Origin of the sequence: Actinopolymorpha pittospori, assembly GCF_014873875.1 — a bacterium.
Taxonomy (GTDB): Bacteria; Actinomycetota; Actinomycetes; order Propionibacteriales; family Actinopolymorphaceae; genus Actinopolymorpha; species Actinopolymorpha pittospori.
In genome coordinates this window covers 4,671,935-4,690,703 of the sequence record NZ_JADBEM010000001.1, presented here as the reverse complement: position 1 = coordinate 4,690,703, position 18,769 = coordinate 4,671,935, and the positions used below count along the sequence as shown (strand labels likewise).

Here is an 18,769-nt window from a genome sequence, read left to right as displayed (position 1 = left end):
GTGCCGTGACGCTCGCGCTCAGCCGGTGTTCTGCAGCCCCGCCGCGACGCCGTTGACCGTGAGCAGGACCAACCGGCGCAGGCGCTCCGCCTCGCCGTCGGAGAGGTTCTCCGTCCGCAGCGCGCGGAACGCGCGGAGCTGGAGGTAGGACAGCGCGTCCACGTAGGGGTTGCGGAGCTCCACCGCGCGGCCCAACACCCGGCGGCCCTCCAGCAGCCGTTCGTGGCCCGCGACCTTGAGCACCCACTCCGTCGTCCGTCGGTGCTCCTCGAGCACCTGCGCGGAGAGTTCGGGGCGGCCACCGAGTTCGAGGTAACCGCGCGCGATCCGGGCGTCGGTCTTGGCGAGGGACATCTCGACGTTGTCGATCGTCACGGTGAACAACGGCCACTGCGCGTACGCCTCACGCAACGCGTCGAGGTCGCCGACCGCCTCCAGGCCCGCGCCCACGCCGTACCAGCCGGTGAGGTTGACCCGGGCCTGCGTCCACGCGAACACCCACGGGATCGCCCGCAGGTCCTCCAGGGAGGACAGGGCGAGCCCGCGCCGCGCCGGCCGCGAGCCGATCGGCAGCTGTCCGAGCTCCTCCACCGGCGTCACCCGGGCGAACCACTCGGCGAACCCGTCGCTTCGGACCAGCCCGTGGTAGGCGGAGCGGGCGGCCGCGTCCATGGTGGCGGCGATCCCGGCGAACTTCTCCGCCGCGTTCGCCGTCCGCTTCTCGACCGTCGGGGTGGAGGCGAGCAGGGTGGCCGCGGCGACCTGTTCGATGTGGCGCCGCGCGATGGTGGGGTCGCCGTAGCGGGCGAAGATGACCTCGCCCTGTTCGGTGAGCTTGAACCGGCCGCTCACCGAACCCGGCGCCTGGGCCAGCACGGCCCGGTTGGCGGGGCCGCCGCCACGGCCCAGGGCGCCGCCACGGCCGTGGAACAGGGTGAGCCGCAGGGAGTTTCGGTCGGCCCAGTTGGCGATCGCGGCCTGCGCCTCGTACAACGCGAGCGTCGCCGACAGCGGTCCGGCGTCCTTGGCGGAGTCGGAGTACCCGAGCATCACCTCGAACCGGCGGTCGTTCTCGGCGAGCCGACGCTGCACCGGCTCAAGCGCGAGTGCCTCGTCCAGGATGCCGATCGAGGCCCGCAGGTCGTCCTCGGTCTCGAAGAGCGGAACGACGTCGAGGGCGAGCGGTCGACCGTCGAGCGCCCGCTCGGCCAGCTCGAAGACGGCGGCCAGGTCGTCGCAGGACTGCGTGAACGACACGATGTAACGGCGCGCGGCGTCCGGGCCGAACCGCTGCTGGATCTGCGCCATCACCCGGAAGACCGCGAGGACCTCCTCGGTCTCCGGGGACAGGTCGCCACCGGCGCGCACCTCCGCGAGGGCCCGCGCGTGCACCTTCGAGTGCTGGCGCACCTCGAGTTCGGCCAGGTGGAACCCGAAGGTCTCGACCTGCCAGATCAGGTGCTGGAGCTCGCCGTAGGCCTGTCGGCGCGCACCCGCGCCGGCGAGGGAGCCCTGCACGACCCGGAGCTCGGCCAGGAGTTCGGAGGAGCTGGCGTAGGCGAAGTCGGCGTCGCGCTGGCGCGTCGCGGACAGCTTGCGGGCGGCGAGGAGGAGCACCTGGCGGTGCGGCTCACCCGGCGAGCGGGTCGCCACGTCCTCCGCGAGGTCGGGGAAGGCCGCCCGGGCGTCGGCCAGGATCCGGCGCACGCCGGGGCCAGGCGGGGTCGTCTCGGCGTCGACCGTGAGCGCACGCCCCAGCCGCTCGCACACCCGCTCCAGCGCGCGGAGCACATGGTCGGCCTGGATGCTCATCGCCTTCTGGGTGAACGCGGCGGTGACGAAGGGGTTGCCGTCCCGGTCGCCGCCGATCCAGGAGCCGAGCCGGACGAACGCCGGAACGCGCGGTGGGAGCGTTCCCGCCGCCTCGCCCGCGATCTTGTCGTCGAGCGCACGGTAGACGCTCGGGAGCACCTGGAAGAGCGTGTCGTCGAAGACCGTCATCGCCGTCCGCACCTCGTCGAGGGGGCCCGGCTTGGTGACGCGGATCTGCGAGGTACGCCAGAGGACGTCGATCTGCTCGAGCAACCGGCGTTCGTTCTCCGCGTGCTCGGTCACGCCCAGCCGCGAGTCGTCCCGCTCGGTGAGCAGGTTGGAGATCCGCCGGATCGCCGAGGCGACGGCACGACGGCGCGCCTCCGTCGGGTGGGCGGTGAGGACCGGGCGGAACTCCAGGCCGGACAGCAGGCTGAGGGCCTCCTCCTCGCCGTACTGCGCCGTCACCTCACCGAGCGCGGCCGCGATCGAGTCGCGGACCGGGGCCTCGCCCGTGTCGTAGGCGCGCAGGGCCCGGACCCGGTGATATTCCTCGGCCAGGTTGGTGAGGTGGAAGTAGCAGGTGAACGCTCGCGCGACGTTGTCGGCACGCTCGATGTCCCAGGAGGAGACGAGCGCCTCGCTCGCCGCGGCGGCATGATCGGCGCGCTCGGGATCGTCGTCGTGGGCGGCGATGGTCAACTCGCGGAGCCGCTCCACGTCGTCAAGGAGAGCCTGCCCGCCGTACTCCTTGAGCACCGTACCGAGCAGCTCACCGAGCAGGCGTACGTCGGCTCGCAACGGAGCCGGTACCTCGAAGCGAGCATCCACGCGCGAAGGTTGGGGGGTGGGCATGTTGGCAAGAGTAGTCCGCCGCCCTCCGGGCCAACCGACGTGCCGGTGCCCCTCCGGTGACGGGGCGATGGCCATCGCCCGACGACCAGGCAGGGCAGGGATCTGGGCCGGGTTCTTGGCGGAGTCCGCGCCGTTTCCCGGGCGGTCCGCGCACCCGACTCGCCCGATCTGACCAGGTTGCCCGTCCTGCCGGAACCCGCCGCGGCGGGCACCGGCGACCCGGGGCGTACGAGCCGTTGACCGCACGTGGTCGGACGACCCCGGAGCGCCTGCGGGGCGAGGAATTCGGGCATGGGTCCCCCGAGCGCCCGGCACACCCGCCGCTCGGCGCAGGGCGGACAGATCGGGCGGGCGGAGTAGGCTCCTGGCCGCACCGAACGACTGGGGAGGAACCCACGATGGGAGCCGGGCAACCGGAGAGTGCCCGCGAGCAGGGCGCCGAGCGCAGCGATCCGCCGGAGGAGAGTCCGAACGGCGCGGTCGACATCCACTCGACCGCCGGCAAGCTCGCCGACCTCGAGCAGCGGCTCGGCCAGGCCGTCCACGCGGGTTCCGCCCGTGCGATCGAGCGGCAGCACGCCCGCGGCAAGCTCACCGCCCGCGAGCGCATCGAACTGCTGCTCGACGAGGGCTCCTTCGTCGAGTTGGACGAGTTCGCCCGGCACCGGTCCACCAACTTCGGGCTGGAGGGCAACCGCCCCTACGGCGACGGCGTCGTGAGCGGGTTCGGCACCATCGCGGGCCGCCAGGTATGCGTGTTCAGCCAGGACTTCACTGTCTTCGGCGGCAGCCTCGGCGAGGTCTATGGCGAGAAGATCGTCAAGGTCATGGACCTCGCCCTGAAGACCGGCTGCCCGATCATCGGGATCAACGAGGGCAGCGGCGCGCGCATCCAGGAGGGTGTGGCCTCCCTCGGCCTCTACGGCGAGATCTTCCGCCGCAACACCCTCGCCTCCGGTGTGATCCCGCAGATCTCGATGATCATGGGAACCTGCGCCGGGGGGCACGTCTACTCCCCCGCGCTCACCGACGTCACGGTGATGGTCGACCAGACCTCACACATGTTCATCACCGGTCCAGGCGTCATCAAGACGGTCACCGGTGAGGACGTGTCGTTCGAGGATCTCGGCGGTGCGCTCGCCCACAACACCAAGAGCGGCAACGCCCACTACCTCGCAAGCGACGAACAGGACGCCGTCGACTGGGTGAAGGCACTGTTGTCCTACCTCCCCCAGAACAACCTCGAGGAGCCGCCGGCCTACGACGAGGAGCCGGTGATCGAGGTCACCGAGCAGGACCGCGAGCTGGACACGCTCATCCCCGACTCGGCCAACCAGCCCTACGACATGCACACGGTGATCGAGCACGTCCTCGACGACGGTGAGTTCCTCGAACTCCACCCGCTGTTCGCGCCCAACATCGTCTGCGGGTTCGGCCGGGTCGACGGTCGCAGCGTCGGCGTGGTGGGCAACCAGCCGTTGCAGTTCGCGGGATGTCTCGACATCGACGCGTCGGAGAAGGCCGCCCGCTTCGTCCGCACCTGCGACGCGTTCAACATCCCGATCCTCACCTTCGTCGACGTGCCCGGCTTCCTGCCGGGAACCGACCAGGAGTGGAACGGCATCATCCGGCGCGGCGCCAAGCTCATCTACGCCTACGCCGAGGCGACGGTCCCCCTGGTCACCGTCATCACCCGGAAGGCCTACGGCGGTGCCTACGACGTGATGGGGTCCAAGCACCTCGGCGCCGACGTCAACCTCGCCTGGCCGACGGCGCAGATCGCGGTCATGGGCGCACAGGGCGCCGTGGAGATCCTCTACCGCAAGGAACTCGCGAAGGCGGAGGATCCGGCCGGGATGCGGGCGAAGTTCGTGCAGGAGTACGAAGACACCCTCGCCAACCCCTACGTCGCGGCCGAGCGGGGTTACGTCGACGCGGTGATCCATCCGCACGAGACGCGGGCCGAGATCCTGCGCGCGCTGCGGCTCCTGCGGACCAAGCGGGAGACGATGCCGCCCCGCAAGCACGGCAACATCCCGCTCTGACGCGGCGTCGTGCGCGGTGGAGCGGGCAGGGGTCAGGTCGGGCCCTGCCGGGCAGGGTCATGATGGAACGACCGGGACGCGACGACGAGGACGGAGAGGCACGAGATGGCGGGTGAGCCGAACGTCGCTGCCGGCGAGCGACCCGACGTGACCACGTCGGAGCCGTTGCTGCGGGTCGTCAGGGGCAACCCCACGCCCGCCGAGTTCGCCGCCCTCGTCGCGGTGATCTCCGCCAAGCAGCGGGCCGCCGCGGCCGCCCGCGACCAGCGTGGTCAGCGTGACCGGCGTGGCGGCGAACCAGGATGGGCGGCCTACTGGCGCCGTTCCCGTCAACCGCTGAGCCCCGGCCCCGGCCCCGGCGCCTGGCGCGCCAGCGCGCTCCCCCGCTGAGCGGTCGCCTCGAGGCCGCTCCCGCCCGGCGCGGCTCCCCTCGAAAAGATCGTCTCCGCGGCACGTCAGGGATGCCCGGAGTAGTCGTACGACCTACTTTCCCCACCGCGGCGGGACTTCGAGGTTTCGACATTAGGCTTGCGCCCCATGGGGCGCACAGACGAGATCGCTGACCGCTACGTCGACGACCACGCCGCCGCCGATCCGGTCGGCGCGACGTTCGCCGGGATCGCCGGCCACGACGACGAGCTCACCGACTACTCCCCCGAAGGCTTCGCCGCGCGGGCCGAACTCGCGCGGGCGACGGTCCGGGCACTCGAGGCGAGCGAACCCGCGACCTACCGCGAGCGCGTCGCCAACGCCGCCATGCGTGAGCGGCTCGGGCTCGAACTCGAGATGTACGACGCCGGCATCACCACCAGTGACCTGAACGTCGTCGCCAGCCCGCTCCAGGACGTGCGGGGCGCGTTCGACCTGATGCTGACCGAGGGGCCGGAGGCCTGGGCGGTGATCGCCGCCCGCCTGGCCCGGATCCCCGAGGCACTGGACGGCTTCCGGCACACCCTCGCCGAGGCCGCCGCGGTCGGACGCGTCTCCGCCCGCCGGCAGGTGCAGGCATGCGCCGACCAGTGCCGTTCCTGGCTCCCGCCCGAGGACGACTTCTTCGGCTCCCTCGTCGCACAGGCCGACGTCGACGCCGGGATCGCACCGGCGCTGCGCGCCGACCTTTCCCGCGGCGCCGACCGGGCCCGCGAGGCGGTCGCCGGCTTCGAGCACTTCCTCCGGACCGATCTCGCCCCGAAGGGCCGCGAGGTCGACGGGGTCGGACGCGACCACTACGCGCTGGCCTCCCGTTACTTCCTGGGCGCCGCGGTCGACCTGGAGGAGACCTACGCGTGGGGCTGGGAGGAGCTGACCCGGATCGAGACCGAGATGCGGAAGGTGGCCGGCCGGATCGTTCCCGCCGGCACCGTCGACGACGCCGTGGCGGCCCTCGACGCCGACGCCGCCCGCCGGATTCCCGACAAGGAGGCCTTCCGCGCCTGGATGCAGGAGCTGGCCGACCGGACGATCGAGGAGTTGGCCGGCGTCCACTTCGACATCCCCGAACAGATCCGCCGCATCGAGTGCCGCATCGCCCCCACCAACGAGGGCGCGATCTACTACACCGGACCGAGCGAGGACTTCAGCCGCCCCGGCCGGATGTGGTGGTCGGTGCCGAAGGGCGTGACGAACTTCTCGACCTGGAAGGAGGTCACCACCGTCTTCCACGAGGGCGTCCCCGGTCACCACCTGCAGGTGGGGCAGACCGTCGTCCGCGCCGAGGTCCTCAACCGCTGGCAGCGCCTGCTGTGTTGGGTCTCCGGCCACGGCGAGGGATGGGCGCTGTACGCCGAACGCCTGATGGAGGAGCGCGGCTACCTCGACGATCCCGGAGCCAGGCTCGGCATGCTGGACGCGCAGGCGTTCCGGGCGGCCCGCGTGGTGGTCGACCTGGGCCTGCACCTTGGTTTCCCGATCCCGGCGAACGCGTTCGGCTGGCGATCCGGCGAGCACTGGACCCCTGACGTGGCGCTGGAGTTTCTCCTGAGCCACTCTCGGATCGAGGAGGACTTCCTCAGGTTCGAGGTCAACCGCTACCTCGGCTGGCCCGGTCAGGCCCCGTCGTACAAGGTCGGTGAGCGGATCTGGCTCGCCGCCCGCGAGGACGCCCGAGCCCGCAAGGGCCCGTCGTTCGACCTGAAGGAGTTCCACCGGGCCGCGCTCGATCTTGGTTCCCTCGGCCTCGACCCGCTCCGCGAGGCGCTCGCCCAGCTCTGAGGCCTCCCCCGGCACGTGCTGGGCTCACGTGCTGGGCTCACGTGCTGGGCTCGGCCGTGCCTCGGCGCCGCTGTCCACAGGTACGGCCAGCGGCGGAGATGTCCACAGGCCCGAAGCGAGAGCGCGTTCGCGGGTCCGATCCTTCCTAGGCTCCTCCACACACGAACCTGGAGGACGCCATGAGCTGTGCGGTCGTACCCGACTCCCTCGACGCCTTCGCGGACCTGCTCGGCCGCGCCGACGACGACGCCGCGGCGGCGTTGCGCCACCTGCACAGATACGCCGACATCCCGCCGACCAGCGGCGGGCTCTTCTCGATCGCGCGGCAGCATCACCGGATGGTGTGCGGTCCGCTCGGCAAGAGTCTCACCGAGCTGTCCGGCGTCCTCGATGCCGCGCGGGGTCAACTCCACACCGCTGCCGCCAACTACCGGCGCACCGAACGCGACGCCGAGCAACGGGTCGCGGCGGCCCTGCCGTCCGCCCACGGCTGAGGTCGCCATGAACACCGAGACCGACGACATCGCCACCGACTTCCGGGACGTCGTGGAGCCGCAGGCTCTGCTCGTCCCTCCCCGTGGCATCAACGGCTATCCCGACACCCTGCTGGACTCGGTCGACGACGTGATGTCGCTGCTGAGTCCGTCGGCCTGGGTCCTCGAACTCGTCTACGGCACGCTCCGGGTCGACCCGTTCCAGGAGATCACCTCCTACCTCACCGGAGACTGGAACGCCTTCGCCCGTTGTGTCGACCTGTGGCGCAATCTCGCGGAGGCGCACCGGGCCATGTCGACGAACCTGCGGCGCGGGACCGATCTCCTCGACGCGAGCTGGGACGGCGTGGCCGCCGAAGGCGCCGTCGCCTACTTCCAGGACCTCACGAGCTACCTCGACTCGATGGACCACGCCCTGCGGCAGTGCCCGGAGCAGTACGAACAGCTGTCGTTTCTCACCTGGAACACGACCAGAGGGGTCGCGGTGCTCCTTCAGTCGCTGATCGACAGTGCCATCATCGCCGCGGCCGCGATCGCCGCCGGTGGTGCCACGGCGGGCACCGTCGTCGGCCCGGCCGCCGGCACCGCGGTCGCCGGGCTGGAGATCGCCACCATGCTGCGGCTCTGGGCCGCCATCGCCAACCTGTTGAGCGGACTCGAGGCCGCCGTGCTCGGGTTCGGTGGGGCGGTCGCACAGGCCTTCGTGCACCTCGAGCGCATACCCACACCGCCTCCCGCCTGGTCCGTCGGTCAGGAGCAGCGGACCAGCGACTGGAGCGAGCGTGGACGCGGCCTCTGAGGCGACGGAGACGAGCTTCGAACGCCTGCACCGCTTCGCCGGTGACCCCGCCCGCGCCCGCCTCCTGCACACGGCACTCGAGGTGCTCGCCGTCGACGAGACGCGACCGGCCCTGCGGGACTTCGCACGCGATGTCCTGCAGGGCCGGATGGAAGTGCGCGGCGGCGCTGTCGTCCGCCTACGCCGAGGCACTCGGCGCCGACGTAGGCCACTTCGTGGGTGCCTACCGTGCGCTCTCCGCGGCGGAGCGGGCCGAGCAGGTCACCCTGGCCCAGGGCTACCTCGAGACGCTCCGTGGCGAGGACGGCGCGACGTGACCGACCCGGTTGAGGCAGGTGACGTCAGGCACGGTCGTGCGGGAGGGCGACTCCTACCACTCCGCCAGGGAGCCGTCGTCGCGACGGAAGGTCGGCGTACGCCAACGGTGCCCGACCTCGGCGGCCCGGGCGACCTCCTTCTCGTCCACCTCGATGCCAAGCCCCGGGCCGGTAGGCCGGGCGACGTAGCCGTCGGCGAAGCCGAACACCGACGTGTCCACGAGGTAGTCGAGCAGGTCCGAGCCCTGGTTGTAGTGAATGCCGAGGCTCTGTTCCTGGATCAACGCGTTGGGGCTCGCGAAGTCGACCTGCAGGGAAGCCGCCAGCGCGATCGGCCCGAGGGGGCAGTGCGGGGCGAGGGCGACGTCGTAGGTCTCCGCCATCGACGCGATCCGACGTACCTCCGAGATCCCACCGGCGTGCGAAAGGTCAGGTTGCGCGATGGCGATACCTGCTCCGACGACGTTCTTGAAGTCCCAGCGGGAGAACAACCGCTCACCGGTGGCGATCGGAATGCTCGTCGACGCGCAGATCTCGCCGATGTGGTCGCTCATCTCCGGGACGAGCGGTTCCTCGACGAAGAACGGCAGGTACGGCTCCAGCAGCGGAAGGGTGCGACGCGCCATCGCCACCGTGAAGCGCCCGTGGAAGTCGATCGCGATGTCGAAGTCGGGTCCGCAGGCCTCGCGGATCGCCGCCACCCGCTCGGCGAGCGCGATGCTCTGGCCGGCGGTGTCGACGCGACGCATCTCTCCGCCGCCGTTCATCTTGATCGCGGTGAGGCCCTGGTCCTGCATCTTCTTGGCCGCCTCGGCCACGGCGTCGGGCCGGTCACCGCCGATCCAGCCGTAGATCCGCATCCGGTCGCGGACGTGACCGCCGAGCAACTGGTAGACGGGAACGTCGAACGCCTTGCCGGCGATGTCCCACAACGCCTGGTCGATGCCGGCGACGGCGCTCGACAGCACCGGCCCGCCACGGTAGAAGCCGCCCTTGCTGAGGACCTGCCAGTGCTCCTCGATCCGCAGCGGATCCTGTCCGACGAGGTAGTCGGCCATCTCGTCGACCGCGGTGGCCACGGTGTGTGCCCGACCTTCGACGATGGGTTCGCCCCAGCCCGTGATGCCCTCGTCCGTGTCGATCCGCAGGAAGCACCAGCGCGGCGCCACCAGATAGGTCGTCAGACGGGTGATCTTCACCTACGGCTCCTCTCCACGGGCATGTCGGACGCGCATGCGCTCGTGACGCTACCGGAGCGCGGGAGCCGACAGGGTCCCAGAGCGCGGCCGACATGGGCAGGAGGGACGGGGTACCTGCGGACAGCAGCCGAGGTGCGGCGCTATGGTCGGCAGTGCGGTTGGTTCACCCGGCCACAACCGGCCAGGTGAGGCAAGAGGGAACCCGGTGCGAATCCGGGACTGCCCCGCAGCGGTATGTGGGAACGACCGCCGTGACATCGCACTGGGCGGCATCATCAGCCGACTGGGAAGCGACGGCCACTAGGAAACCGCTGGTTGGCATATCCGTCGACCAGCGCCCGCCCACGAGTCCGAAGACCTGCCCACCGCCCGTTTCGCCACCCGGCGGACGGAGAGTCCGTGGCCTCGTGGGAAGGGCGCTGGACCGGCGGCGGGTGCCGCCTGCCTCAGCACGCCTTCTCCAGGTTCAGGGACCAGCACGAGTTCCCGAGGGAAGGACTCCATGGCTGACTCCATGGCAACAGTGAAGACAACCGTTCTCGGTTATCCCCGGATCGGTGCGCGGCGAGAGCTGAAACGCGCCACCGAGGGGTACTGGTCCGGCCGGATCGACGCCACGGCGCTGCGGGACACCGCCGCGCGACTCCGGCGCGACACCTGGGAGACGCTCCGCGCCGCGGGGATCGACGTCATCCCCTCCCACACCTTCTCGCTCTACGACCACGTGCTCGACCACGCGGTGCTGTTCGGCGCGATCCCGGACCGGTTCGCCGGACTCGCCGGACTCGACCGTTACTTCGCGATGGCGCGGGGCACCGAAGACGTGCGACCGCTGGAGATGACCAAGTGGTTCGACACGAACTACCACTATCTGGTGCCTGAACTGGGCCCTGACACGACGTTCACCGTCGACCGCGCACAGGCCGCCCCCGTGCGGGAGTTCCGCGAGGCGGCCGCGGCCGGCATCGACACCCGTCCCGTGCTGCTCGGCCCACTGACCTTCCTGCTGCTCGCGAAACCGGCGGTTGACGCACCGAAGGACTTCCGTCCGCTGGATCTGCTCGGCCCGCTCACCGAGGCCTACGCGGACCTGCTGGAGCAGCTCGGGGCGGCGGGCGCGACGTGGGTCCAACTGGACGAGCCGGCACTCGCCGCGGACCGTACACCGGAGGAACTCGCCGCGGTGGGCGCGGCCTACGACCGGCTGGGCGCGGTGCCCAATCGGCCGAAACTCATGGTCGCGACGTACTTCGGCCCCATCGGTGAGGCCCTCCCCGTCCTCGCCCGCACGCCCGTGGAGGGCGTCGCCCTCGACCTGGTCGCGGGTGCCGCCGACGCCGACCGGGTCATCGGTGCGGGACTCTCCGACAAGACGGTGGTGGCCGGTCTCGTCGACGGCCGCAACGTGTGGCGTACGGACCTTCCACGCGCCCTGGCCACGGCCGGCTCGTTGCTCGGGTCGGTCGGTGAGCTGATGGTCGGCACGTCCTGCTCGCTCCTTCACGTCCCGCTGGATCTCGACCTCGAGGACGACCTGCCGCCCGGTGTGCGCGGACAGCTCGCGTTCGCGCGACAGAAGGTGGACGAGGTCGTCCTGCTCGGCCGCGCCCTGCGCGAGGGGCGGCAGGCCGTCGAGCGCGAACTCTCCGAGGCGGAGGCACAGCGGACCGCGGCGAGCTCGGGCGTCGTCGACAGCGGGGTCCGGGCGCGGCTCGCCAGCCTGGGCCAGGGCACACCTCGACCCGACTACGCCGAGCGCGCTCGTACGCAGGCCACGGCCGGACGGCTGCCGGCGCTGCCGACGACGACGCTCGGCTCCTTCCCGCAGACGGCGGAGATCCGCCGGACACGTGCCGACTTCCGCGCGGGCCGGATCGACGAACCGACCTACCGAGCGCGGATGCGGGCCGAGATCGACGCGGTGATCGCGCTGCAGGAGGACATCGGACTGGACGTCCTGGTCCACGGGGAACCCGAACGCAACGACATGGTCCAGTACTTCGCCGAGCGCCTCGCCGGGTTCGCCAGCACCACCAACGGCTGGGTTCAGTCCTACGGCACCCGCTACGTCCGGCCGCCGATCCTGTACGGCGACGTCGCCCGACCAGAAGCCATGACCGTGGAGTGGACGACGTACGCGCAGTCCAGGACCAGCCACCCCGTCAAGGGGATGTTGACAGGGCCGGTCACCATGCTCGCGTGGTCCTTCGTTCGCGATGACCAGCCGCTCGCCGAGACCGCCGCACAGGTCGCCCTCGCGTTGCGCGACGAGATCCACGACCTGGAGTCGGCCGGCATCCGCTTCATCCAGGTCGACGAGCCGGCGCTGCGGGAGCTGCTGCCCCTGCACGTGGCCGACCAACCGGCCTACGTCGAGTGGGCGGTCGCGGCGTTCCGGTTGGCCACGTCCGGCGTCGCCGACCATACGCAGATCCACTCGCACATGTGCTACTCGGAGTTCGGCGAGATCGTCGACACCATCGGGGCGCTCGACGCGGACGTGACGAGCGTCGAGGCGGCGAGGTCCCGGATGGAACTCGTCGGCGACCTGGCCCGAGCCGGCTATCGTCGCGGCATCGGGCCCGGCGTCTACGACATCCACTCACCACGAGTGCCAAGTGTCGAGGAGATCGAGGAGTCGCTTCGGCTGGCGTTGGAGGCGGTCCCCCCGGACCGGCTGTGGGTCAACCCGGACTGCGGACTCAAGACGCGTGGTTACGCCGAGGCCGAGCCCGCGTTGCGCAACATGGTGGAGGCGGCCCGGCGCGTCCGGGACACCGCGACGCCTGACCCCGCCCCGCACCCACGCTGACGGGCCACCCCGGCGGTCGAGGACGAGGCTCCCCGGGATGTGTCCCGGGGCGAACTCCGTCCTCGGCCGGCCGGGGCGGCGGTCACCGGGTCGAAGCGCGGAAGGACAGGCCCTAACCTGGCTGATCGTGACGCAACTGGTCCTGCGGACCGGGCCCGAGATCGCTCAGTACCCGCCGCGCACGACGTTCGGCCCGCGCACGCTGGTCGACTTCGAGTTCGTCTGGCTACTGCGCGGGAGCGCGCGGTGGGACTGCGACGAGCACCATCTCGACCTGCGCCCGGGCACGCTGCTGCTGGCCCGGCCAGGCATGCGGGACCACTTCCGCTGGGATCCCGACCGGACGTCGACCCACGCCTACGTCCACTTCCGGGTGCCCGACACCGGTGAGTTGGGCGCACCGGACGACTGGCCGCTGACCCGATCCCTGTCCCCCGCCGACCCGATGGCCGCCCTGTGCGGATACGCCCTCTGGCTGGGCAGCGGGACGCCTCGGCCCGGACCGTCGCGGACCGCCCACGTGCTGACCTGGCTGCTGGACCTGTTCGTACGCGGGCCCGTGCCGGGCGACGTCGAGGGCCATACCCCGCTCTCGCTGCATCTCCTCCGGCTCGCCGACCACGTCGCCGCCACCTGGCGCAGCGGACCCGCGCGCCCGCTGCCACTCGCCGAGTTGGCCGACGCGGCCGGCGTGTCACCGGGCCACCTGAGCCGGGTGTTTCGGTCGGAGTACGCCGTCGGCCCGGTCGCCGCGGTCGAACTCGTCCGGCTCGCGCGCGCGGCCACCCTCCTCCAGCGCAGCAACCTCACCGTCGGGGCGGTCGCGACGGCCTGCGGGTTCGCCAACCCGTTCCACTTCTCCCGCAGGTTCCGGGCGACCTACGGCGTACCCCCACGCACCTACCGCCGTACCCGGACCGCGGACGACCCGTTGGCCCCGGTGGCCCGCGCCGGACTGCTTGCTCTCGCCCACCGTCTGATCGTCGAGAACGCCTGACCTCCACCCGGTCGAGCGCATCCGACCTCCACCGGGCCGAGCACGTCGCCGCGGGCGCCCGCCGGGCACCTGGCGCGGTCAGGAGGTTCGCGGACGGCGCGAGGCGTAGGTGCGGGCCAGCGCGAAGGTCCGCGCCGCGACATCCCGGATGCTGCTGCGGTCGAAGCCGTAGAGACCGCTGCGCAGGGTGTCGCCGAACGGCGAGGTCCAGTGCCGCGGGATGCCACCCCGGCCGGCGAACGCGCCCGCCACCGAGCCGACCGTCGCGCCGTTGGAGTCAGTGTCAAGGCCAGCCTGCACGGTGAGCCCGATGGCGCTGCTGTAGTCGTCGTCGGCGTACAACAGGGCGAGCACGCAAGCCGCCGCGTTGTTGATCGTGTGGACCCAGTGATAGTGCCCGTACCGCTCGTCGAGCTGGGCGAGCGCGTCGTGCCAGTCGTCCTTGACGTCGCGGATCTCGACCGCCCAGCGCAGCGCCTCCGCCAGCCGGGAGCGCTGCGGAACGTGCAGCAGTGACTCCTCCACGGCCTCCCGCAGCGAGCCGGCGCTGAATGCCGCGGCCACCAGCGCGGCCGCCCACATCTCGCCGTAGATGCCGTTGGCGACGTGGGACAGTGAAGCGTCCTGGAACGCCAGGAGCGCGGCCTCCCGCGGCCGGCCCGCGCACACGTAGCCGAAGACGTCACCCCGGATCTGGGCGCCGATCCATTCGCGGTAGGGGTTGTCGACGACGGCGGCCCGCTCCGGCTCGACGCCGCGGACGAGGTTGCGGTAGGTGACCCGCTCCGCGGTGTAGGTGAGGTGGTAGGGCAGGCGCAACTGCCACTCGGCGCCCACGTCTGCCGGGGTGAAGTCGAAGCCGCGGCTCTCCAGCAGGTGGAGCCCGAGCAGGGTGTAGTCGAGGTCGTCGTCCCGCGGGGCGTAACGCACCCGCCCCTTCGTCGTCTCGGTCCAACAGGAGCGCAGGACGAACCCCTCCGGCATCGGGTCGAGCCGGCTCACGTAGTCCCTGATCGGGTAGTTGCCGGAGAGTTCGAGGTAGCTGCGCAGCCGCTCGTGGGTCCAGTAGTCGCCGCGTTCGACGGGTTTGCCGAGGCAGTTGCCCGCGCAGCGACCGAGCCAGGCGGCCTCGATCCGGTCGCGGAGTTCGGCCGAGCCGATCGGTCGGTCGGCGGGCGGGACGTTGGGCAGCTCCGCGACGATCTCCGGCAGCGTGGACGGCTCGATGTAGGGCCAGTCGGGCGCGCGCTCCAACCCGTCGAGCTCGTCGAGCAGGGCGCGGGCCGTCGCGGGAGGCGTCTGGGCCACCGGTCCGTCGAGTCGCGCCTCCACTCCGGTCACGTCGTACCCCGATTCGCGTCGCTGCGCGAGCTCGTGTTCGAGGACGGTCGGGAGGCTGGAGTACTCCATTGCCACAGATCTCCTCACAGATGCCGATGGGCTCGGACTGGTCAGGCGGCGCGGCGATTGCTCCGGATGATCACGGGGCCGGCCGCCGAGACACTATCCGGCGGGAAGGACAGGGGCGGCCGGCATCAGGAGGACGCCCGTGGGACTTTCGTAGGATGCGCGCGTGAAGGAAGTGGTGCAAGCGAGCAGGAGGTTCGTCCTGGCCTCCAGGTCCCCGGCGCGGCTGGTCACCCTCCGTGCTGCCGGGATCGAACCCGAGGTCATCGTCTCCGGTGTCGACGAGAACGACGTCGGAGACGTCAGCGGTGCCGCCGAGCACGCCCTGGTCCTCGCGCGCCGCAAGGCGCAGGCCGTCAGCGCCCAGCTGGAAGGCGAATCCGCGCTCGTCCTAGGCTGCGACTCGGTGTTGGAGTTCGGCGGTGAGGTCCTGGGCAAACCGGGCACTGTCGACGAAGCGCTCAAACGCTGGCGGCGGATGCGGGGAGGCGCCGGGGTGCTCCACACCGGCCACTGCGTCGTTCAGACCGATACCGGACGGATGGTCGAGGCGGCCGCGTCGACGGGCGTGCGGTTCGCCGAGCTCAGCGATGCCGAGGTCGAGGCGTACGTCGCGACCGGGGAGCCGCTGGAGGTGGCCGGCGCGTTCACGATCGACGGCCTCGGTGGTGCCTTCGTGGAGCGGGTCGATGGTGATCACCACAATGTCGTCGGCGTGTCCCTGCCGCTGCTGCGCAGGCTGCTGGGCGAGCTCGGCGTTTTCTGGCCCGATCTCTGGAACCGCCCCCGCTAGCGGGTCGCTCAGTCCTCGCGGAGGAGGTGGATGAGGCAACTGTCGAGATCGCCGCGCAGCGGCAGCGACAGGCCGTGGTGGGTGAGCACTGCGCCGCTCCCGACCCGTCCGCTCTCGGCGTCGCGGTAGTGCCCCGACAGGTCCAGCCCGCGCAGCCGCAGGGGCGGGCTGTCGGCGCCGAACCGACGAGCGTGCGCGAACGCGAGCACGACCGCCTCCGAACCGTCCCGGGCGACGTACTCGACCGCGGTGAGCTCTTCGTGCTCCGGCGGCAGCAGCCGGTGGAGCAGGCCGTGCTGGACCACCGGCCGGATCCGCTTGTACGCCGCGACCAGCTCCCGCGCCTCCGCGAGCTCCTCCGGTGACCACTCCAGCAGGTTGCCGCCGAGGCCGAGCAGACCGGCCATGGCGGAGTGGAACCGGTACCGCACGGAGTAGGTCCGGCGGTTCATGGAGTTGGGACTGTCGGTGACCCACGCCGACATCACCCGCGGGGCGTAGACCTGGGTGAAGCCGTCCTGGATGGCGAGCCGGTCGTAGGCGTCGGTGTTGTCGCTCGTCCACACCATGTCGGTGCGGGCGAGGATGCCGAGGTCGACTCGTCCGCCGCCGCCCGCACAGGACTCGAACGCGACGCCTGGGTGGGCCCGGCGCAGCCGGTCGAGGATGTCATACACGTTGCGCACGTGCTCGATCCAGACTCGCCCCGGGTTGTCGGGTTCGCCCGGCCAGCCGGGTTGGCTGATCGGCCGGTTCATGTCCCACTTCACGTAGTCGATCCCGTGCTTGCCGAGCAGCTCGTCGAGCCAGTCGTACATCCAGGCCGCGACGTCGGGGCGGGCGACGTTGAGGACCAGCTGGTTGCGGGACTCCGACCGGGCCCGGGTCGGGTAGTGGTAAACCCAGTCCGGGTGCTCGCGGTAGAGGTCACTGTCGGGGTTGACCATCTCCGGCTCGACCCAGATCCCGAAGCGCATGCCGAGGCGGTGCACCTCGTCCACCAGCGGCGTGAGACCGTTCGGGAACCGTTTCGGGTTGGGCTGCCAGTCGCCGAGGCCGGCGCGGTCGTCGACCCGCTGACCGAACCAACCGTCGTCCATCACGAACAGCTCGACGCCGAGGTCGGCGGCGACGCGCGCGATGGCCTTCTGGTTGTGCTCGTCGATGTCGAAGTGCGTCGCTTCCCAGGAGTTGTAGAGCACCGGGCGCAGCTCGCCGGCGTTCGGGAGTACGTGCCGGAGCTGGTAGGTGTGCCACTCACGGCTCGCGGCGCCGAACCCGTGTGCGGAGTAGAGGCCCGCGAACACCGGAGTGGTGAGGGTCTCCCCCGGCCGTAGCAGCCAGGTCGCGAAGCCGTCGTGCCCGAAGCCACCGACGACCTGGGCCCGGCCGTTGGCGAAGCGCTGGGCCACCAGCTGCCACGTACCGCTCCAGGCGAGCGCGCCGCTCCAGACCTCGCCCTGCTCCTCGGCGGCGGTCGCGTCGTCGACGGCGAACCACGGATTGGTGAAGTGTCCGGTGACGCCGGTACGGCTGCCGATCGTGAACGACGACGCCGGCGAGAGCGGTACGCGTTCGAGCCGGGTCTCACCGCCCCAGTGGCCGTGCAGGTGGCTGAGCCGGTAGTCGTCCCGGAACGGGATCACCCAGGCCGCCGAGTGGGCGGTGAGGATGTCAACTGAGCCTTGCAGGTCGTCGGCGCTCGCGGAGGTGTCACCCACCGTGCCCGCGCCTCGGTGCGTGATCTCGACCCAGCGCTCGAGGACGTCGCTGTCCTCATAGACCCGGTAGTGCAGGGTGATCTCGAGCGGGTAAACCCGGTCGTGGAAGCGCAACCAGAGCTCGCTCGCGTTGCCCTCGGTGAGGATCTCCGACCCGTCGAGGTGCCACTCGATGCCGCGGACCTCATCGCCGAAGCGGACCGAGAGGGCGGGCCGGCCGTAGCGCAGCCCGCCCTCCACGGGGTACTCCTCGGTGCCGTCGAGCGGCGTCTCCGCCGTACGACGTCGGGTCGGAATCGCCGTGTCGGCAAGGTGGATCGCGTCGGACAGGTGGATCGGCGCACCCCAGTGCAGATGCGCCACCTCCTCCTCGGCGGTGAGATGAACGGCGTACGAGGTGTTCGGCGTCGTGAACAACCAGACCTTGTGGGCTGGGTCGTACTCGATCCGGGTCATCGGTACTCCGTTCGGCTCACACCTCCGCGCGAGCGGCGGCGCCGGGTGGTGTCCTCGAACGTGGGTCAGGTACGCGGGCGGAGGCGGAGGTTCTGCATCCCGCCGTCGACGAAGAGCTCCACACCGCTGCTCGCCCCTGCCGCCGGTGAGGCGAGGTAGGCGATCGCCTGCGCCACCTCCTGCGCGGAGACCAGCCGGCCCATCGGCTGGCGTGCCTCGAGCGCCTTGCGTTCGGCGACCGGGTCGTCGGCCTTGTCGAGCAACCGGCCGACCCACGGCGTGTCGGCCGTACCAGGGTTGACGCAGTTGACCCGGATGCCGTCGACGATGTGGTCGGCGGCCATCGCGAAGGTCAGCGCCCGGACCGCACCTTTCGACGCGCTGTAAAGGGCGCGTTGCGGGATGCCGGCGGTGGCCGCGACCGAACAGGTGTTGACGATCGCGGGTGACGGGGACTTCCGAAGCTGCGGCAGCGCGGCCCGGCTGACCCGCGCGATCCCGACGACGTTGACGTCGAACACCCGGTGCCATTCGTCGTCGTCGTGATCGGCCACGGTGCCCTGGGCGCCGATCCCCGCGTTGTTGACGAGGATGTCCAGCCGGCCGAGGCGCTCGACCACCGTGTCGATGGCCGCGCGGACCGAGGCGTCGTCGGTGACGTCGCAGGCCACGCCGGTGAGTGGGGCGGGTACGGCGTCGGCCTTCAGGTCCAGGCAGGCGACCTTGGCGCCCCGCTCGGCCAGCAACTGCGCCGTGGCGAGGCCGATCCCGGAGGCCCCGCCGGTGACCGCGGCGACGAGGCCCTCGAACTCAGCCACGGCGCCCGGCCCCCTTCGTCGTGAGGTGGCTGC

The 18,769-nt window shown here is 71.2% G+C and carries 14 protein-coding genes and 1 riboswitch; of the genes, 9 read left to right on the top strand and 5 right to left on the bottom strand.

Annotated features, from left to right (window positions below; all coding sequences use genetic code 11):
- Positions 1–18: 18 nt before the first annotated feature.
- Positions 19–2,643, bottom strand: a complete 2,625-nt coding sequence (locus HEB94_RS22100; RefSeq protein ID WP_337917894.1) for a phosphoenolpyruvate carboxylase — start codon at positions 2,641–2,643, stop codon at positions 19–21.
- Between the two features lie 422 nt (positions 2,644–3,065).
- On the opposite strand from HEB94_RS22100, the gene HEB94_RS22095 reads away from it, so the two are divergent.
- From HEB94_RS22095 to HEB94_RS22070, 6 genes are all read left to right on the top strand, one after another.
- On the top strand, positions 3,066–4,712 hold the full coding sequence (locus HEB94_RS22095) for an acyl-CoA carboxylase subunit beta (protein WP_202896478.1): 1,647 nt from the start codon (positions 3,066–3,068) through the stop codon (positions 4,710–4,712).
- Between the two features lie 105 nt (positions 4,713–4,817).
- Positions 4,818–5,102, top strand: coding sequence for an acyl-CoA carboxylase subunit epsilon (locus tag HEB94_RS22090; protein WP_192751660.1), 285 nt, complete (start codon positions 4,818–4,820; stop codon positions 5,100–5,102).
- 147 nt (positions 5,103–5,249) lie between these two features.
- Positions 5,250–6,923, top strand: a complete 1,674-nt coding sequence (locus HEB94_RS22085; RefSeq protein WP_192751659.1) for a DUF885 domain-containing protein — start codon at positions 5,250–5,252, stop codon at positions 6,921–6,923.
- A gap of 179 nt (positions 6,924–7,102) precedes the next feature.
- The gene (locus HEB94_RS22080; protein WP_192751658.1) at positions 7,103–7,417 is read left to right on the top strand and encodes a hypothetical protein; all 315 of its coding nucleotides are present in this window, start codon (positions 7,103–7,105) and stop codon (positions 7,415–7,417) included.
- A gap of 7 nt (positions 7,418–7,424) precedes the next feature.
- A complete protein-coding gene (locus HEB94_RS22075) occupies positions 7,425–8,216 on the top strand; it encodes a hypothetical protein (RefSeq protein ID WP_192751657.1) in 792 nt (263 codons plus the stop codon).
- A gap of 131 nt (positions 8,217–8,347) precedes the next feature.
- On the top strand, positions 8,348–8,533 hold the full coding sequence (locus HEB94_RS22070; RefSeq protein ID WP_192751656.1) for a hypothetical protein: 186 nt from the start codon (positions 8,348–8,350) through the stop codon (positions 8,531–8,533).
- 53 nt (positions 8,534–8,586) lie between these two features.
- Here the strand turns inward: HEB94_RS22070 and dgoD are convergent, their stop codons facing one another.
- Positions 8,587–9,732, bottom strand: a complete 1,146-nt coding sequence (gene dgoD / locus HEB94_RS22065) for a galactonate dehydratase (RefSeq protein ID WP_192751655.1) — start codon at positions 9,730–9,732, stop codon at positions 8,587–8,589.
- A 142-nt stretch (positions 9,733–9,874) separates the two neighbouring features.
- Positions 9,875–10,112, top strand: a riboswitch (cobalamin riboswitch).
- Between the two features lie 122 nt (positions 10,113–10,234).
- Here dgoD and metE point away from each other — a divergent pair.
- Positions 10,235–12,544, top strand: coding sequence for a 5-methyltetrahydropteroyltriglutamate--homocysteine S-methyltransferase (gene metE / locus HEB94_RS22060; protein WP_238361593.1), 2,310 nt, complete (start codon positions 10,235–10,237; stop codon positions 12,542–12,544).
- 127 nt (positions 12,545–12,671) lie between these two features.
- Positions 12,672–13,541, top strand: coding sequence for a helix-turn-helix transcriptional regulator (locus tag HEB94_RS22055; protein ID WP_192751654.1), 870 nt, complete (start codon positions 12,672–12,674; stop codon positions 13,539–13,541).
- A gap of 78 nt (positions 13,542–13,619) precedes the next feature.
- Here the strand turns inward: HEB94_RS22055 and HEB94_RS22050 are convergent, their stop codons facing one another.
- Positions 13,620–14,951, bottom strand: coding sequence for an ADP-ribosylglycohydrolase family protein (locus HEB94_RS22050; protein ID WP_202896477.1), 1,332 nt, complete (start codon positions 14,949–14,951; stop codon positions 13,620–13,622).
- Between the two features lie 163 nt (positions 14,952–15,114).
- Here HEB94_RS22050 and HEB94_RS22045 point away from each other — a divergent pair, with 163 nt between their 5' ends.
- Positions 15,115–15,741 (top strand): Maf family protein, encoded by a 627-nt coding sequence (locus HEB94_RS22045; RefSeq protein WP_337917893.1) that lies wholly within the window; start codon positions 15,115–15,117, stop codon positions 15,739–15,741.
- 8 nt (positions 15,742–15,749) lie between these two features.
- Here the strand turns inward: HEB94_RS22045 and HEB94_RS22040 are convergent, their stop codons facing one another.
- Complete coding sequence (locus HEB94_RS22040; RefSeq protein ID WP_192751653.1) at positions 15,750–17,918, bottom strand: alpha-galactosidase; 2,169 nt, start codon at positions 17,916–17,918, stop codon at positions 15,750–15,752.
- Positions 17,919–17,983: 65 nt separating this feature from the next.
- Complete coding sequence (locus HEB94_RS22035; RefSeq protein WP_192751652.1) at positions 17,984–18,736, bottom strand: SDR family oxidoreductase; 753 nt, start codon at positions 18,734–18,736, stop codon at positions 17,984–17,986.
- Between the last annotated feature and the right edge of the window lie 33 nt (positions 18,737–18,769).

Bases quoted from the DNA above. Each gene is read 5' to 3' on its own strand.
- HEB94_RS22095 (WP_202896478.1), top strand. From the start codon at position 3,066: ATGGGAGCCGGGCAACCGGAGAGTGCCCGCGAGCAGGGCGCCGAGCGC.
- metE (WP_238361593.1), top strand. From the start codon at position 10,235: ATGGCTGACTCCATGGCAACAGTGAAGACAACCGTTCTCGGTTATCCC.
- HEB94_RS22050 (WP_202896477.1), bottom strand. From the start codon at position 14,951: ATGGAGTACTCCAGCCTCCCGACCGTCCTCGAACACGAGCTCGCGCAG.
- HEB94_RS22075 (WP_192751657.1), top strand. From the start codon at position 7,425: ATGAACACCGAGACCGACGACATCGCCACCGACTTCCGGGACGTCGTG.
- HEB94_RS22090 (WP_192751660.1), top strand. From the start codon at position 4,818: ATGGCGGGTGAGCCGAACGTCGCTGCCGGCGAGCGACCCGACGTGACC.
- HEB94_RS22080 (WP_192751658.1), top strand. From the start codon at position 7,103: ATGAGCTGTGCGGTCGTACCCGACTCCCTCGACGCCTTCGCGGACCTG.
- HEB94_RS22085 (WP_192751659.1), top strand. From the start codon at position 5,250: ATGGGGCGCACAGACGAGATCGCTGACCGCTACGTCGACGACCACGCC.
- HEB94_RS22070 (WP_192751656.1), top strand. From the start codon at position 8,348: ATGTCCTGCAGGGCCGGATGGAAGTGCGCGGCGGCGCTGTCGTCCGCC.
- HEB94_RS22040 (WP_192751653.1), bottom strand. From the start codon at position 17,918: ATGACCCGGATCGAGTACGACCCAGCCCACAAGGTCTGGTTGTTCACG.